This window comes from Myxococcus sp. AM011 (assembly GCF_013372595.1).
In the GTDB taxonomy this organism is placed as follows: Bacteria; Myxococcota; Myxococcia; order Myxococcales; family Myxococcaceae; genus Myxococcus; species Myxococcus eversor.
Window position 1 is genome coordinate 44,718 of sequence record NZ_JABXEM010000008.1, and the last position, 17,554, is coordinate 62,271.

Below are 17,554 nucleotides of genomic sequence, written 5' to 3' on the forward strand. Positions count from 1 at the left end.
CCCGCGTGAGTGGGCGAACCGTACCTCACCCACGCGGAAGCAGTGTGGTGCCGAAGCACCCCACCGTCACCCGAACTCCACCACCCGCATTCCAAACAGCCGGTCCACGGCCAGCAGCAGGTCGTCATGCACCTGCACCTTGAGCGACGTGTTCCCGATGAGCGCCTCCGCCTCACCGTGGAACAACACACTCACCGCCACCGGCGTCGCCCCCGCGTACTTCTTCGCCAGCTCATGCAGCTTGGCCACGCGGTCCTCCGTCAGCAGGTCCGCCGGCACGCGCAATTCCAGCCGCTTGGTGCGCTTCTCACGCACCTCCTTCAGGCTCTGGATGTCGTCGACAATCAACTCCGGCGTGGGCGAGTCCTCGTCGCGCTGGCTGATCTGCACCGTCCCCGTCACCAGAATCGGGTCGTCCGACTTGAGCAGGTGCTCCCAGTTCTCAAACCCCGGCTTGGGCCCCTGCTTCGCCCACTTGCCGTCCCGCCCCATGACGTTGCGCGTGCCGTCCTTGCCCGGGAAGCACACCAGCTCAATCGACCCGGACAGGTCTTCAATCGTCACCCACGCCATCCGCTTGCCCGTCTTCGTGGGCCGCTCGCGCAACACCGTGACGACGCCCGCCACCGTGAGCTTGTCGTCCTTGCGCGCGCGCTGCACCGCCGTAATCGGCTTCGCGTAGCGCTTGAGCTCCTTGTCGTACTGATGCAGCGGATGGCCGGACACGTAGAAGCCGATGGCCTCCTTCTCCAGCGCCAGCCGCTCCTTCTCCGACCACTCCTCCACCGCGACGTAGTCGTCCTTCATCGCGGCGCCACCCGAAGCAGGCCCCGCCAGCATGCCGAACAACGAGCTCTGCCCCGCCGCCTTGTCCTTCTGGCTGGACGAGCCGCGGTTCATCGCCCGCTCAATCGTGTCGAAAATCTGGCGGCGCGGACGCTTCTCGAAGTCGAACGAGCCCGCCTTCACCAGCGCTTCCAACACCTTCTTGTTGACGCGCCGGCTGTCCACGCGTTCGCAGAAGTCGAAGAGGCTCTTGAAGGAGCCGTCCTTGCGCGCCTCCAGGATGGATTCGATGGCGCCCTCACCCACGCCCTTGATGGCGCCCAGCCCGAAGCGAATCTTCCCCTCCACCGCGCCGAACTGGAGGTCCGACTGATTCACATCCGGCGGCAACACCTGGAGGCCCGACTCGCGCGCCTCGCCGATGTGCTTCACCACCTTGTCCGTGTTGTCCTTCTCGCTGGAGAGAAGGGCCGCCATGAACTCGCAGGGGTAATGCGCCTTCAGCCACGCGGTGTGAATGGTGACGAGGCCGTACGCCGCCGAGTGGCTCTTGTTGAAGCCGTACTCCGCGAACTTCTCCATCAGGTCGAAGATTTCGCCGGCCACCTTCAGGTCGACGTTGTTCTTCGCGCAGCCCTCGAGGAAGCCGGCCCGCTCGGCCTGCATGACCTCGGCCTTCTTCTTGCCCATGGCGCGGCGAAGCAGGTCCGCGCGGCCCAGGGTGTACCCACCCAGGACCTGCGAAATCTGCATCACCTGCTCCTGGTACACGATGACGCCGTACGTGTCCTTGAGCACCGGCTCCAGCGCGGGGTGCGGATACGACACCTTCTCCCGGCCGTGCTTGCGATTGATGAAGACATCCACCATGCCGGAGTCCAGCGGACCCGGGCGATAGAGCGCACCCGCGGCGATGACGTCTTCGAAGCAGGACGGCTTGAGCTTCACCACCATTTCCGTGAAGCCACTCGACTCCATCTGGAAGACGCCGGCCGTGTCGCCCTTGGCCATCAACTCCCAGACCTTGTCGTCATTCAGCGGAATCTCATGCCGCGGAATGTCCTTGGCATGGTTGCGCTTCACCAAATCCAGCCCGTGCTGAATCACGGTGAGCGTCTTCAGGCCGAGGAAGTCGAACTTCACCAGGCCCGCCGCCTCCACCTCGTCCTTGGCGAACTGGGTGATGAGCGTCTTCTCACCCGGCGGCTGGTAGACGGGCACGAACTCCCACAGCGGCTTGTCGGCGATGACCACGCCGGCCGCGTGCATGCCCGGCTGGCGGTGCAGGCCCTCCAGCGCGAGCGCGATTTCCAGCACGTCCTTCGTGGTGACGGGCTTGCCCTCCACCTCGCCGATGTTGGAGGGCTTCTCCATCATCTCCTTGAGGCGAGGCTCCATCTCGATGGCCTCCTTCAAGGTGATGTTGAGGACTTCCGGCACCAGCTTCGCGATGCGGTCACCTTCGCTGAAGGGCAGCGCGAACACTCGGCACACGTCGCGCAGCACGCTCTTCGCCTTCAGTGAGCCGAAGGTGATGATCTGCCCCACGTTCATCTCGCCGTACTTGCGGCCGACGTACTGGATGACCTCGTCCCGCCGGTCCTGGCAGAAGTCGATATCGAAGTCGGGCATCGACACGCGCTCCGGATTCAGGAAGCGCTCGAACAGGAGGTTGTACGGAATCGGGTCCACGTCGGTGATGCGCAGCGCGTACGCGACGAGGCTGCCGGCGCCGGAGCCACGGCCGGGGCCCACGGGGATGCCCATCTTCTTCGCCCAGTTGATGAAGTCCTGGACGATGAGGAAGTAGCCGCTGAAGCCCATCTTCTGGATGACGCCCAGCTCCAGCGTCAGGCGCGCCTGGTACTGCTCGCGGTCGATGGGATATTTGACGGTGGCCGCAAGCTCGATGAAGCGCTCGCGCAGGCCCTCGTAGGCCAGCTCCGACATGAAGCTGTCCGGCGTGTGGCTGTCCGGCACCTTGAACGTGGGCAGCATGGGCTTGCCCAGCTTCAGCTCCAGGTTGCACTGCTCGGCGATGCGCTGGGTGTTGTGGACGGCCTCGGGGATGTCCTTGAAGAACTCCAGCATCTCCGTCGGGCTGGTGACGTAGAGCTTGTCCGTGGCGTGCTTCATCCGCTTGCTGTCCGCCAGCGTCTTCCCGCTGGCGATGCACATGAGCAGCTCGTGCGCGCGCGCGTCCTCGCGCTTGATGTAGTGCGCGTCCGCGGTGGCGCACAGCGGGAGGTCCATGTCCCGCGACAACTGGAACAGGTTCTCGTTCGCCTTGTCCTGCTCGGGCATCCCGTTGGACTGCACCTCCAGGAAGAAGTGCCCGGGCTCGAAGATGTCCTTGTACTCCTGGGCCGCGCGGCGGGCGTGGTCCATGTCGCCGCGGAAGCACGCGCTCGTCACCTCACCACCGAGGCACGCCGTCAGCGCGAAGAGGCCCTTGCTGTGGTCCGCGAGCACCTTCTTGTCGATGCGCGGGTGGTAGTAGAAGCCCTGCATGTACGCGGTGGAGGAGAGGTAGCGCAGGTTCGCGTAGCCCTCCGCGTTCTTCGCCACCAGGATGAGGTGGTGGGAGACCTTCTCCGAGCGGTCCTCGCGACCCTTGGGGCCCGCGACGTACGCCTCCATGCCGAGGATGGGCTTGATGCCCGCGTCCTTCGCCTTCTTGTAGAAGTCGATGGCCCCGAACATGTTGCCGTGGTCCGTCACGGCGACACTCGTCATCCCCTTCTCTTTCACCGTCTTGATGAGGTCCTTCATCCGGATGGCCCCATCGAGCAGTGAGTAGAGAGTGTGCAGGTGGAGGTGGGTAAAGGACATGGCCCGAACACTACGTTCGGCCCAGGCCTCCCGCTACTCTCTCGAACACCTCCGCGCGGCACGTCCCACAGGCCGATAAATCGGCCCCGCAAGCCGTTCTGTCAGGAGCGGAAAGGCGGAGTGCCGCCCGAAATCGGGGCACCTTGGACCCGTGGGACCAAGCTCTCCCTCCAGGCGTCCAGGCGGGCACACCCGGGGAGAAATCCAGGGCCCCGAGGCTTCATACTTCTTCACGCCCGGTACAAGCGCCCCATAAAGCGGCCCGGCACATTGGGCAACGTCGCCAATCACGGCGAAGCCACCCGGGCCCACGTCGGGTCCCGCATTCGGAGAGTGCCCCATGATGAAGAAGCTCGCCATCGCCGGTTCCGCCGTCGTCGCCGTCGTCCTGCTCAGCGGATTCGCCTTCCGCGGAGGTCACCATGGCTGGGGCAGAGACCCCGAGCGCATCAAGCAGATGGTGTCGTGGAAGCTGAACGACAAGCTGGATGACCTCGACGCCACGGACGCGCAGCGCCAGTCCATCAACGCCGTGAAGGACCGCCTCTTCGACCAGGGCGCGAAGCTCGCGGTGGAGCAGCACGCGGTGCGCTCGGACGTCGTCACCCAGCTCGAGTCGGACAAGCCCGACGCGCAGAAGCTCCACGCGCTGGTGGACGAGCGCATCGACGCCATGCGCGCGTTTGCACACCAGGCGACGGATGCCGCGCTGGAGGTCCACGGCACGCTGACGCCGGAGCAGCGCAAGGAGCTGGCCACGGAGTTCCGTGAGCGCACCGGCATGAAGTGACCCGCCCTGGGGGAGCGCGTCCCCCACTCAACGCCCACCCATGTCCGCGGGTAGGAATGGGTAGGCGGCGGGGAGCGTCACGCATAGGTTGCAGGTGTGAGATACACCGACTACGCGCAACGCATCCGTTCGTTCGAGAACCTTGGTGAAGTGGCCGAGTATGGACAAGTCCTGGAGGGTGGCCAGCCCTACCCCCTCTTCCGCATCACCGTGCCGGGAGAGCGTTGGCTGGTCATCACCTCGGGCTTCCACGGAGAGGAGCCCGCGGGCCCGCTCACGCTGGCCGAGCGCTTCCCCGAGGTGGTGGCCTATGCCCGGCAACGCGGCGTGGGCCTGCGCGTGTATCCCTGTATCAACCCCTCCGGCTTCGAGGACGGCACCCGCTACAACCGCTCCGGCGAGAAGCCCAACAACGACTTCATGCGCTACGAGGTGGCGCCCGGTGAGTGGCGCGGCGAGCTGAACGAGGGCCAGGACCACCTGCGCTGGGCCCTCTTCGATGGCGGGCCCAAGGAGACGCGCCTGGTGCGCTCGGACCTGGCGCGCTTCCGTCCGCCGGACGCGGCGTTGGACATCCACCAGGACAACTACCTGGGTGGCGCCGCGACGTACGCGTATGTCTTTGGAGACAAGGCCGTCTATCGCCCCTTCGTCGAGGCCGCGTCCAAGTACGCGACGGTGGTGCGCAACCAGAAGGTCGACGAGCAGAACGTCACCGACGAGGACGGGCTCATCGTGTATCACGATGGCAGCGTCACCGACTGGTATATGCGCCAGGGCGTGCCCTACACGGCGACGCTGGAGACCACCACGCCCATGAGCATGGACGCGTGCCATGCGGTGAACCTCCTCTGGATTCGAGGCTTCATCGACCTGGCCGCTCGCGGAGTCCGCTGACCCGGGCTCACGCGCGCGTCTCGTCGTGACATGCTCCCGTGCGCGGGTCCCGTGCACGGGGCTTGCGAGGAGGCTGGCACCGTGGAGCGTCGTCCGCTGGGAAGAACTGGACTGGAGACGTCGGTGCTCGGCCTCGGCGCGGGCCAGGTGGGCAGTGCCGACCTGGATGACCGGGCGGCGTCCGCGCTGCTGAATGGCGCGCTGGACGCGGGCCTCAACCTCATCGACACCGCGCCCAGCTATGGCTTGTCCGAGGAGCGAATCGGCCGGTTCCTCTCCGGGCGCAGGCGGGAGTTCCTCCTGTCCACCAAGTGCGGCTACGGCGTGCCTGGGGTGGAGGACTGGACGCCCGAGTGCATCACCCTCGGCGTGGACCAGGCGCTGCGGCGGCTGCGCACGGACGTCATCGACGTGCTGCACTTCCACTCGTGTCCCAGTGAGGTTCTCCAGCGGGTGGAGGTGGTGGATGCGCTGCGACGGGCCGTGGCCCAGGGCAAGGTGCGCGTGGCCGCGTACTCGGGAGACAACGCGGCCCTCCAGGTGGCGCTGTCCAACGGCGCCTTCGGCAGCGTGCAGACCTCCGTCAACGTGTTCGACCAGCGCGCGCTCGACGCGGCCGTGCCTCGCGCGCGGGAGCTGGGCGTGGGCGTCATCGCGAAGCGGCCGTTGGGCAACGCGGCATGGCGCTTCGACACGCGGCCCGCCGCGCATGACGTGGGTCAGTACTGGGAGCGGATGAAGGCCATGGCCGTGGACCCGGGTGACATGGACTGGGGTGAACTGGCGCTGCGCTTCACCGCCCATGCCCCCGGGGTGAGCACCTGCATCGTCGGCACCGCCAACCTGGACAACCTGCTGCGCAATGTCCGGCTGCTGGCGAAGGGCCCGCTCCCCGAGGCGCGGGTCTCCGCGCTTCGCGAGGCATTCCGTCGGAACGACGCGGGCTGGGACGGTGTGATTTGAGCGCACGGCCCGCCCCTCGATGAGATGAGGAGCGGACCGCTGTCGCGCATGCCCTCAGTGCTGCTTGCGTCGACGCTGACGCCAGCAGCGCGAGCAGGAGCAGAGGGAGTGGCAGTGCGCCCGCGGCGCCGCATCCGAAGCCCTCGGGCATCGCCTCGTTGGCCACGCGCCGGGCCGCGTTGGCGACGGCGACCTCGTCCACGTCACCGGGCGCGGGGTTCTCCGACACCGGGCCCCAGCGCTCGAAGTCCGCGAACTGCTCCAGCAACGCCGCATCGTCCGTGGGCTCCGTGAGTACGGGCCCCACGCCCTCGCCCTCGACTCCCACCGGCGAAGCCATCGACAGGACCGCCACCTCGTCAGCGCCGCCGATGGCGGTCGCCCCGCCCTCGATGCCCTCCGGTGACGCCACCGACAGAGCCGCCACCTCGTCGGCCTCGCCAGCGGCGGTCGCCCCACCGGGCCTCACGGTGTGCCCCGTCACCCGGAAGTCGCTGTCCGCGATGACCGTCCTCACGGACACGCGGCCCAGGTCGTTGATGGACGGCGCCCCGGTTCGGAAGACGTACCGGTTGGCGATCTGCACTTCGCTCCCTCCCGGAGGGCGGACCCACACGCTGTAGCGCTGCGCGGGCAGGTCCGCGACGAGGCGCACGTGGTACGTCTGGCCGCTCACGTAGGGCACCCGGACCAGCGACGCGTAGGCGCCACCGTTGCGCACGTCGAAGTACCCATCCAGGTTCATCCTCACCGTCAGGTTCAGCGAGGAGTAGCCGGTCACCGACGTGGAGCTGTCCGCGTAGCCCACCGTTCCGTCCTGTGGAAAGGCGAGCGGTGTCACATCGAACTCGACGGTGCGCACGCCCGTGTTCGTGGCGCCGAGCAGGTGCTGGCTCTCGAAGAAGGCGACCTTCGAGTACCAGGGGTACGGCGGGTTCGGGTTGAAGCGGAGCACCGCCTCCAGGAAGTAGTAGTCGCCGTAGATGAGGCTGACATCAATCTCCTGGTTGGCGGGCAGGTGTCCCACGCCGTGCAACAACAGGCCCGGACTGTTGGTGCCCTGCGCGAAGTACGCGGGCGACACCAGCGTGTCCAACGTGCGCAGCGCCGCGTCCCGGTAGCGCACCTTCCGCGCGGCATCCGTCTCCAGGGTGCTCAACTCCAACAACGCCGAGGCGACCGCCGCCGCCGCCGAGGAGTCCTTCTGCGTGCCCGGCGCGTCAAAATCCCACTTCGGCACCATGTCCGCCGGCACGTGGTCCAGGTACCAGTCCGTCACCTTGCGCGCCGCCGCGAGCATCCGCGCGTCCCCCGTGTACCGGTACACCATGGTGTACCCATAGATGAGCCACGCATGGCCCCGCGCCCAGGTGGAGTTCGTGGAGTACCCCTGGAACGTGCCCTTCGAGCGGATGGCCCCCGTCGCGGCGTTGTAGTCCACGTAGTGGAATGAGCTGCCATCCGGACGCACGGCATCCCGCAGCGTGGTGAGCGCGTGGTTGAGGGCCATGGTCCGCAGCTCCGCGCGGCCCCCGTTCGCCGCGGCCCACAGCAGCAGCTCCAGGTTCATCATTGTGTCCGTGACGAGCGGCACGTCCCACGCCGAGTTCCAATCACAGCAATCGATGATGCCGATGCGCGAGTTGTAGCGCGTGGCGAGCGACTCGGCCGCGGTCAGCAGCACGCCGCGATAGTACGGGTCTCCCGTGAGCCGGTACGCCGCGCCGTAGCTCGTGAACAGCTTGAAGCCCAGGTCGTGCGTCTGCCGGTTCGTCTTCTGTCCCTCCAGGGGCCGCGTCCACTGGTCGGCCTTCTGCTGCCACGAAGGCTCCAGCCCCGCCTGGAACAGGTGCCACATGCTCCCCGGGAAGAAGCCCTGCGTCCACGCCACCGCGTCCGTATTGGCCACCGTCGACCACGTTCCGTCGGCGCGCGAGGCCTTGGGTGAGCGCGACGTGTTCGGCATGGCGGTGGCCGTCTTTCGCAGCTGCGTTCTCGCGAAGCCCACCACCTTCAGCGCATCCGCGTCGGTGAACGCCTGGGCCGTGCTCGTCATCAGCAGCAACACCAGCCACAGCGCCCCCATGGCCCTCCTCGTCCCCTGAGCAGCTCTCGTCATGCACCCCTCCCATCACCGCCGCCAAGGTGGCCGCGTGCCCACCTCGGAACCAGGGAGGCCCTGGCATGACGACGAGCGGCCGCACGCCCGCGGAGAGCAGCGCCCCACGGCTCCGGGTCCGATTCAGCGGTGAGGTGACAGGTACGCGACGACGCGAATGTGAAGTGCCGACCCGCGCCGTCAGTCCCCAGGGCCCGGCGGCCAGCGAGTGGCCCGCCGCGCTAACGACCGGAGGTCAACACGCGCTGCCACAGCGTCAGCAGGTCGCGGACCACCGGCCCGTCGGGCACTTCCGCCACGGGAGGCACGTCCACGCGGACACCGTGGGCGGCCAGCTTCGTGAAGGGATTCTCCGGGTCATCGGTCTTCAGCGGCACCGCCGGGTCCGCCGGACGGAAGCCGAACGACAACGCGCGCTCCTGCACCGGACGGCTCTGCAGATAACGCAGCCACTCCACTGCCGCCGCCTTCTGCGCGGGCGTCACCCAGTCCGCCTGGAGCACGGCTGCGGGGTGGTCGCTCCACAAGGTGAGCGCCGGGTAGTACACCCGCAGCTCCCCCCACCGCCCCTGAGCGTGGGAGAGCTGGGCGATGGCCAGGTTCTCGTACACCACCGCGATGTCGTAGCGGGACGGGCCGAAGCGGACCATGTCCGCCATGAAGGTGCCCGTGGAGGGCTCGAAGCGCGTGACACCTCGCTCCAGCGACTTCATCCAGTCCTGGTAGCGCGGCTCCAACAGGTCCGCCACCGTGAGCCCGCCGCGCTTGCCGTAGTACTCCAGCGTGGCCAGCAGCAACGCCTGGAGTCCGGAGTTGGAGCGCGTCGGGTCCGTGTGGCCCAGCTTCACGAACCCCCACTCCGGCTTGCCACCAATCGCCGGCCAGCCCTGGGGACTCGTCACCGCCTTCTGCAACACCTTCCACGACACCGCGCCGCCACCGCTCGCCTTGCGCAGCACCTCCGCCCGGTCCTCCCACACCACGAAGACCAGCGGAGTGATGACCAGCGGGCGCGGAGCCTGCTCGCCCTCCTCGGCGAACAGCGGCTTGCGCTCGGGGTCCGTGGCCCAGTCGGAGGCCAGCATGCGCAACACCGCGCTGTCCGCCGGGCTCCACACCGTGGGCTGCTCACGGCCGTCGAGGATGGCCTGCGCCGCCTCCAGCGACCCACGCCCCACCAGCTTCAGCCGGATGTGGGGATGCTGCTTCTGGAAGTCCTCCGCCGCGGCCTCCACCCACTCCTTCTTCTCCGTGCTGTAGAGGAACGAGACGTCCACCACCTCGCCGGGCCTCGGAGGCCGGGGCGACGTGGGCTCGGGCGTGCCGGCCTCCTGGACACCGCGCGGAGGCGGCTCCCGGTTGGAGGTCAGATAGAGGACCCCGCCCAGCGCGAGAAAGAGCCCGACGACGATGAGAACCTTGGGTGTCATGTGTCGATGCGCCCCCCTCGCGCCGAGTCTTGCCTCACGCCTCCAGGCGCGAGAGCCGACCGGCGAGCTGCGCATCACTCCCCGCGCTCACACCCTTCACCCACTCCGTCAGCGAGCCACCCGACGACGTCAGCTTCGCCTCGACATGCGGACGCAGTTGGCCCCAGCGCTTGCCCCAGCCCTCCTCGGACGCGCTGCCCTTCATGCCTGGCCGCTCCGCGAGCAACAGCCCCAGCCGCAGCGCCAGCTCCGGCTCACCGAGCGACTCGGCCCGCCGCACCATGGCCAGCGCCTCCGTCTCCGGCGCGCGACGCCACGCATCCACCGCGCGGGAGAAGGCCGCCACGTCCAGCTCGCTCAACAGGCCCAGCGCATGCCGCAGCGGCAGCCGGCCCTCCTTCGGCGCGACGACGACGCGCGCCATCAGCGCATCGAACGTGGAGGCCAGCTCCGCGTGCTTCGCGGGGTCCACGCCACCGAGCGCCCGCAGTGCCCTGCGCGCGCTCCGGGCGCGAGACGTCACCTCCCAGCTTCGCCAACCCAGCCGGGCCCGCAGTCCCGCGAGCGCGTCCGCGGCGGCCTTGAGCGTCTCCGGCGTGGGCTTCGCGACAGGCACGCGAAGGGGCAGCGGCGTCTTCTCGGGCGCGCGCGGCGCGGCGGCGACGGGAGCGGGCGCCGCGGCACCCTCGGCCGTCACCTCGCGATAACCCTCGCGCACCTTCTCCGCGACCTTCTTCTCGTACTCACGCTCGGCGCCCGCGGCGTCGGGGAACGCCTTCTCCTTGCGCTGCCCGGCGGTGCCGATGCGGCCGTAGGTGACGATGAAGGTGTTGCCCTGAACCTCCGGCTGCCAGAACTTGGAGCTGGTTCCCTCGACGAATTCGAACCTTCGCATGGCCCATCCTCCTCGCGCATCGGCCGGCCCTCCAGGCTAGCTCATGCGCACCTGTCGCGCCTCACGCGGCGCGCGAAGACCGCTCCTGGAACTCCGTCTCCATCTCCTTCAGGCCCATGGAGCGCGGCACCCGCCCCTCGTACCCCAGCTCCTGGCGGGCCTTCTCGTCGCTCACCGTCACCTCACGTCCAATCAGCAGCACCTCCGTGCGGCTGAGCGGCGGTCGGCCCGGCAGCCCGAGCGTGCCCCACGCCAGGTCCGCCACCGTGGCCACCAGCGCGGCAAGGCCATAGGGAATGGAGCTGTTGCCCGGGTCCACGCCCTGCGACTTGAGCATCGCGGTGACGAACTCCCGGAACACCACCGGCTCGCCGTCGGTGAGGTAGTACGCCTCGCCGCCTCGGCCCTTCTCCGCCGCCAGCAGCATGCCCTCCACGCAGTTGGCCACGTGGCAGGTGGACGTCAGGTAGCGACCATCCCCTATCCACTTGAAGCGCTTGCTGCGCACCGCGTCCACCATCTGCGGCAGCACCGACGTGTCTCCGCGTCCCCACACCAGGCGCGGACGCACCGCCACGGTAGTGAAGTCCGCGGAGTTGACGCTCAGCACCCGGCGCTCCGCCTCGTTCTTGGTGGAGGGATAGTCGCCGATGGGGCGCTCCGGCAGCGGCCACGTCTCGTTCACCTTCACGAGCGGCGTGCCGTCCGCCATCACCGCCTCCGTGCTGACGTGCACCAGCCGCTTCACCCCGGCGGCGCGAGCGGCCTCCAGCACCCGCTCCGTGCCGCGCACGTTGGCCTCGTAGTACTCCGCGCGAGGCGCCCACGACTTCACCAGCGCGGCCGAGTGGAAGACGGTGTCGCAGCCCTCCATGCCCGCGCGCAGCTTCGCCACGTCGGACAGGTCGCCCTCGAAAGGCTCCCCGCCCGCCGCCGCCACCGTCGCGAGGGACTCCGGAGAGCGCGCCAACGCCCGAGCCTCGTCGCCGCGCGCCTTGAGCGCCGCGAGAAGGTACCTGCCCACGAAACCGGAACCGCCGGTGACGAACGCCCGCATGGACTGCTCCCCTGGCAATGAGGTCTCGGGCTCCTACCACCACCCGCCCTCGGCGCGGTAGCCACCCGACGGCCTTGGGCCCCTCATTCGAGCGACCTGGCGCCCATCGGGGGCCCCGCCTTCTCCTTAGAACATGTCCCGCAGGGACGGCTGCGGCCCGGAGAACAGCGCCATCGCCGCCTGCACGGAGGCGTCGTCCGCCTCCACCAGCCCCACCGAGCGCAGGGAGGCCGCGGACTGGAAGCCGGTGTACAGCGGGCCCAGTTGGCGGATGTCCAGCCGCAGCCGGCCCTCTCCGCCGCGCTTCACCCGGGCCACGCTGTCCTCCACCTCCAGCACGAAGCGCCCCTGGTTCTCCGGGAAGAGCTCGTCCGTCACCTCCAGGTGCAGCGAGCCGGAGAGTCCCGGCGTCCAGCCTCGGGCCTCCAGCGCGGAGACGACGTCCAGCACTCGCACCATCCAGTGCATGTAGACCTTCACCGAATAGGACTGCTCGCGCAGCATCAGGAGGAACGGGTCGTCGGGGCCGCCGTACCACACCACTTCCGTGCCCAGGGAGTGGTGGTCCCCCAGGAAGCGCAGCAGCCGGCGCGCCGCCGCGGGCGTGGTGGCCACGATGTCCGTGAGGGCCAGCTCCTGCTTCAAGTCCTTGAGCGGCCGACGCGCCAGGTAGACGTAGCCCTCCACTCCCGCACTGCCCTCCACGAGGTAGCCGTGGACGGGCTCGGAGCGCGGGTTGCGGACGCGGTTCCAGGAGAACTCGCTCCGGTCCAGCCAGCCCTGACGGAAGCGGGCCACGCTCGTGTAGCAGGCGGCGATGGCGTCCTCGTCGCGGGACTCGATGGCTCGCAGCGACAGCGAGCGCTCGCCCATCTCCAGCGCGGACATCTGCACGCGCGTCTCGTAGCGCGCTCCGGCCTGCTCGTAGCCCGCGCGGCGATAGAGGGGTTGGGTGGCGGGATAGAGGATGGAGAGCGCCGCGCCAGACTCGCGGGCCTCCTGCACCAGCCGCGTCATCAGCCGGGTCGCCGTGCCCTGCCCCCGGTGCAGCGGTGAGACTCCCACGCCACCCACGCCGACAACGGGCACGCTGCGCCCGCCGAACCACTGACCCTTGCGGATGGAGACCAGCGTGCCCGCCACCTTCCCGCCCTCGCGCAGGAGCCGCAGGTCGCGCGGGTCCAGCCGCTGCCTCCACGCGATGCAGTCCGCCGGCGTCATCGCGTAGGCGTGCATCAGGATGTCCGCCACGGCGGACAACTCCTGCTCATCTCTCGGCGGTCCAAAGTCGTCCGGCTTCGCGTCCACGTCCCCATCCCTCCAAGGGGTGCGCTCACGCACCCTGGGGGCATCCTAGCGGGACGCTTACGGGACGACGCGCTTCATCTTCGAATAGAAAGAAGGCGCGAGCAGATAGGCGAACGTCGCGTCGCCGAATCCCAGCAAGTCGCCATCCCGCACGTGCAGCTCTCCGCCCGACGCCACCTCCTTGGCGTTGACGAACGTGCCGTTGCTCGACTTCAGGTCCACCAAGGTGCAGCCGACCGAAGGGCCCCACCAGCAGAGCTTCGCGTGACGCTTGGAGACCGAGGGCTCGTTGACCACCAGGTCGCAGTCCGGCTGTCGCCCCACGGTGAGCACGTCCTGTCCCTCCACGGGAGGCAGCGTCGCCACGGTGAGCGCATCGAAGTGCAGCCAGAGCGCGACCTGCTGTCGCTCCAGGCTGGGGATGTCGCGGGCCATCGTCGTGCGCGCGGCGCCCATCTTCAGCGCCAGTTGCGCCATCACCGGGCTCGGCGGACGCTGCACCAGCACGAACGGCCCCACCTGCTTGCAGAAGAAGGATTCTGTCAGCCGGGAGCTCAGCGCGCGCAGTTCCTGGACGGTCATCATGGGTGCTCCCCCGAATCGCTCACGCGCGCGATTCTGAGGGGGACGCTGTCACGCGTCGAGTCTTCTCGTGTCAACGAGCCCAGAAGAGGAGTGCTCCCCTGCCCCATCAGTGGCTGGAAGGCGTCACGCGGCGCCACGAGAGGGCCCGGCCACATCCAACGCCTCGCGCGACAGGGGGACGTCGAGCCGGTGCGCGAGCCAGTGCCCCAGGTGTTCGAGGGAACGCACGTCCACCGTGCCGCGCATCAGCACCCGCGAGCCCTGGGGAGAGCGCAGCCACAGCGCGAACTTCGGGTCGCCGCCGTCGTCCTCCTCGGGCCGATGACGCTCCACCTGGAGCTCCGTCACCTGATGACGCACCCGAGTCACCCGCCAGAGCCCGTGGTGGATGCGAACCAGGACGCCAGGATGGACCTCCCACCCGTTTCGCGCCTGGAGCGTCCTCCAGCCTCGCCACGCCAGCAGCGCGGCCAGGGCTCCCAGCCCCACCGCCAGGAGCGTAGCCAGGAGGCTTGCGCCATCGAAGAGCTGACGCCAGACCAGACAGGCCACGGCCCCGACGAGCAACGCGGTCATGACGCCGTGGAACCAGACCCAGAGGACCCGGATATGACGCGCGGGCCGGAGCACCTCGCCCCCACCCGCGAGCGGCACCGCTTCCTTTCCCTTCGGCATGTGGCGCTTCAGCTCCGCCGCCGGGCCGCCCAGTCCCGAAAGCTCGCGCATCCGCGTCCACAGCTCCTGGTGCTGCTCCCTGGTGCCGTTCTGGGCCAGCGCGACGGTCTTCCCTGAAGGCAGGAGCGCCATCACCCCGTTGCCCGGCCCCAGCAGGTACAGGTCCGTCAGGTCCGAGTAGCGCACGCGCAGTTCGCGATGCCAGGGCCCCCACCGCCGCTTGCGCGTCACGCCTCGCGCATCAATCGTCACCTGCTCCAGGCCGGCGAGCGCCCACAGCAAGCCCATCTGCACGACGACGCCCACGGGCGTCCAGACCAGCACCCACGCCAACAGGAACATGGCGGCCAGCACCGCGCCCGCGGCCGAGGTGGGCACCGTCGACGCTTGCGCTACCAGGGGGATGGGCCGCAGGAGCGCCAGGAGCAGTTGGAGGAACGCGCGGAAACCCACCGCGACGCCAGCGGTCCATCCCACCGTCCAGAAGACCCAGCAGAGCGCGAGCGCGAACCGTGACGCATACGAAGGCCGCAGCCGCGCCCGCCAGACCGCCCCTTCCTTCGTGAGCCACAAGACGATGGTCCTCCTGGATGCGCCGCCGCTCGAAGGCGACGTGGCACCGACAGCGGTGCGCTCTCGGACTCAAGCGCCTCCGTGTCGTCCTGAAAGCATGTCACCCGGTTGTCACGCGGTCCTTCAGCGGACGTACGCCGCGAGGTGTTCGGCGGTCAGCGTCGACCGCGCCTCGACGAGGTCGGCCGGGGTGCCCTCGAAGACAATCTTCCCGCCCTCGTGGCCCGCGCCTGGCCCCAGGTCGATGATCCAATCGGCGTGCGCCATGACCGCCTGGTGGTGCTCGATGACGATGACGGACTTGCCGGAGTCGACCAGCCTGTCCAGCAGCCCGAGCATCTGCTCGACGTCGGCGAGGTGCAGGCCGGTGGTCGGCTCGTCGAGCACGTAGATGCCGCCGTCCGTGCCCATGTGCGTCGCGAGCTTCAGGCGCTGTCGCTCGCCACCCGACAGCGTGGTGAGCGGCTGGCCAAGCCGCAGGTAACCCAGCCCGACGTCGGCCAGGCGCTTGAGAATCTCATGCGCGGCCGGTGTCTTCGCCGCGCCGGAGCCGAAGAAGGTGACCGCGTCCTTGACGGGCAGGTCGAGCACTTCGGCGATGTTGAGCCCACCGAGCTTGTATTTCAGCACCGCCGCCTGGAACCGTCGGCCTTCGCAGTCCTCGCAGGGCGTGGAGATGCCGGCCATCATCGCCAGGTCGGTGTAGATGACCCCGGCGCCATTGCACGTGGGGCAGGCACCCTCGGAGTTGGCGCTGAACAAGGCGGGCTTCACGCCGTTGGCCTTCGCGAACGCCTTGCGAATCGGCTCCAGCATGTCGGTGTACGTCGCCGGGTTGCTCCGCCGCGAGCCCCGAATCGCCGTCTGGTCGACCGACACCACTCCGTCCTTGCCCGACACCGAGCCGTGAATCAGCGAGCTCTTTCCAGACCCGGCCACGCCCGTCACCACCACCAGCACGCCGAGCGGGATGTCGACATCCACCTTCTTCAGGTTGTGGGAGCTGGCGCCGCGAATCTTCAGCGCGCCCGACGGCTTGCGCACCGACGGCTTCAAGGAGGCCCGGTCATCCAGGTGTCGCCCGGTCAGTGTCTTGCTGGCCCGCAGCGCGGCGACGGTGCCCTCGAACACCACCTCACCACCGGCGGTGCCAGCACCAGGGCCCAGGTCGACGATGTGGTCGGCGATTTCAATGACCTCCGGCTTGTGCTCGACGACCAGCACGGTGTTGCCCTTGTCGCGCAGTTGAAGCAGCAGGTTGTTCATCCGCTGGATGTCGTGCGGGTGGAGGCCGACGGTCGGCTCGTCGAAGACGTACGTCACGTCGGTGAGCGCGGACCCGAGGTGTCGAACCATCTGCGTGCGCTGGGCCTCGCCGCCCGACAGCGTCCCCGACGGCCGGTCGAGGCTGAGATAGCCCAGGCCAATCGCCACGAACGAGTCGAGCGTCTGCCGCAGCGTCGTCAGCAGCGGCGCGACGGACGGCTCGTTCAACCCACGCACCCACTCGGCCAGGTCGCTGATCTGCATCGCGCAGGCGTCGGCGATGTTGACCTTCTTGATTTTGGAGGACCGGGCGGCGGCGTTGAGCCGGGTGCCCTCGCACTCGGGACAGCGGGTGAAGGTCACCGCGCGCTCCACGAACGCGCGGATGTGCGGCTGCATCGCCTCCTTGTCCTTGGTCAGGAACGACTTCTGGATTCGCGGAACCAGCCCCTCGTAGGTGAGGTTCATGCTCTCGAACTTCACCTTGGTCGGCTCGTGATAGAGGAAGTCGTGGAGCTCCTTCTTGGTGTACTTGCGGATGGGCTTGTTCGGGTCGAGGAAGCCCGAGGCCGAGAAGATGCGCACCTGCCAGCCGTCGGCGGTGTAGCCCGGAATCGTGAGCGCACCCTCGGCGAGTGACTTCGTGTCGTCGTACAACTGTGACAGGTCGATATCCGTCACCGAGCCCATGCCCTCGCATTTCGGGCACATGCCGCCGGCGGCCGTGAACTCGCGCTTCTCCACCTTCTTCTCGTCGCCCTTCTCCACCTCAATCTGTCCGACGCCGCGGACCGACGGGACGTTGAAGGAGAAGGCGTTGGACGAGCCGATGTACGGCTTGCCGAGGCGGCTGAACAGCACGCGCAACATCGCGTTGGCGTCCGTCGCCGTGCCGACCGTCGAGCGGGAGTTGGCGCCCATCCGCTCCTGGTCGACGATGATGGCCGGCGTCAGCCCCTCCAGGACGTCGACCTCGGGCCGGCCCAGGCTCGGCATGAAGCCCTGGACGAACGCACTGTAGGTCTCGTTGATGAGCCGCTGCGACTCCGCGGCGATGGTGCCGAACACCAGCGACGACTTGCCCGAGCCCGACACGCCGGTGAACACCGTCAGTCGCCGCTTGGGGAGCTCGACGCTCACGTCCTTCAAGTTGTTCTCACGGGCGCCTCGGACACGAATCAGGTCATGGCGGTCCGCGGGAGGCTGGCTGGGGGAGGGCTTGCGCTCAGTCATGGCGTAGGACACCAACGGCAGTGGGTTTGGGGTGTGGGACTTCGGTTTCTACGTCGACCGTCGGCCGACGGCGAGCAATATACCTTGACGAGCATATGCCTCGATACGTATATATTGGGCGTGGAATCATCATTCGCCATCATCG

The 17,554-nt window shown here is 68.4% G+C and carries 11 protein-coding genes and 1 pseudogene; 3 read left to right on the forward strand and 9 right to left on the reverse strand.

The window, feature by feature from the left end:
* Positions 1-66 precede the first annotated feature (66 nt).
* The gene (gene dnaE / locus HUW62_RS03105) at positions 67-3,618 is read right to left on the reverse strand and encodes a DNA polymerase III subunit alpha (RefSeq protein WP_163865446.1); all 3,552 of its coding nucleotides are present in this window, start codon (positions 3,616-3,618) and stop codon (positions 67-69) included.
* 340 nt (positions 3,619-3,958) lie between these two features.
* On the opposite strand from dnaE, the gene HUW62_RS03110 reads away from it, so the two are divergent.
* The 3 genes from HUW62_RS03110 (at position 3,959) to HUW62_RS03120 (ending at position 6,268) form a co-directional block, all read left to right on the forward strand.
* Positions 3,959-4,408 (forward strand): Spy/CpxP family protein refolding chaperone, encoded by a 450-nt coding sequence (locus HUW62_RS03110; RefSeq protein WP_163865447.1) that lies wholly within the window; start codon positions 3,959-3,961, stop codon positions 4,406-4,408.
* Positions 4,409-4,504: 96 nt separating this feature from the next.
* A complete protein-coding gene (locus tag HUW62_RS03115; RefSeq protein WP_163865448.1) occupies positions 4,505-5,305 on the forward strand; it encodes a M14 family metallocarboxypeptidase in 801 nt (266 codons plus the stop codon).
* 81 nt (positions 5,306-5,386) lie between these two features.
* On the forward strand, positions 5,387-6,268 hold the full coding sequence (locus HUW62_RS03120) for an aldo/keto reductase (protein ID WP_176433508.1): 882 nt from the start codon (positions 5,387-5,389) through the stop codon (positions 6,266-6,268).
* Positions 6,269-7,595: 1,327 nt separating this feature from the next.
* Here HUW62_RS03120 and HUW62_RS48415 read toward each other — a convergent pair.
* From HUW62_RS48415 to HUW62_RS03160, 8 genes and pseudogenes are all read right to left on the reverse strand, one after another.
* Positions 7,596-8,387: pseudogene (locus HUW62_RS48415) on the reverse strand (glycoside hydrolase family 88 protein); the annotation flags it as partial.
* Between the two features lie 221 nt (positions 8,388-8,608).
* On the reverse strand, positions 8,609-9,817 hold the full coding sequence (locus HUW62_RS03130) for a substrate-binding domain-containing protein (protein ID WP_176433509.1): 1,209 nt from the start codon (positions 9,815-9,817) through the stop codon (positions 8,609-8,611).
* A 34-nt stretch (positions 9,818-9,851) separates the two neighbouring features.
* A complete protein-coding gene (locus HUW62_RS03135) occupies positions 9,852-10,712 on the reverse strand; it encodes a WGR domain-containing protein (protein WP_163865451.1) in 861 nt (286 codons plus the stop codon).
* Between the two features lie 61 nt (positions 10,713-10,773).
* On the reverse strand, positions 10,774-11,769 hold the full coding sequence (locus HUW62_RS03140) for an NAD(P)-dependent oxidoreductase (protein WP_163865452.1): 996 nt from the start codon (positions 11,767-11,769) through the stop codon (positions 10,774-10,776).
* 126 nt (positions 11,770-11,895) lie between these two features.
* Entirely contained in the window at positions 11,896-13,110 is a 1,215-nt protein-coding gene (gene eis, locus HUW62_RS03145) for an enhanced intracellular survival protein Eis (RefSeq protein WP_368670325.1), read from the reverse strand.
* A gap of 24 nt (positions 13,111-13,134) precedes the next feature.
* Complete coding sequence (locus HUW62_RS03150) at positions 13,135-13,662, reverse strand: FHA domain-containing protein (RefSeq protein WP_163865453.1); 528 nt, start codon at positions 13,660-13,662, stop codon at positions 13,135-13,137.
* 123 nt (positions 13,663-13,785) lie between these two features.
* On the reverse strand, positions 13,786-14,910 hold the full coding sequence (locus HUW62_RS03155; protein ID WP_176433510.1) for a hypothetical protein: 1,125 nt from the start codon (positions 14,908-14,910) through the stop codon (positions 13,786-13,788).
* A gap of 123 nt (positions 14,911-15,033) precedes the next feature.
* Complete coding sequence (locus HUW62_RS03160) at positions 15,034-17,409, reverse strand: excinuclease ABC subunit UvrA (RefSeq protein ID WP_176433511.1); 2,376 nt, start codon at positions 17,407-17,409, stop codon at positions 15,034-15,036.
* Positions 17,410-17,554: the final 145 nt, after the last annotated feature.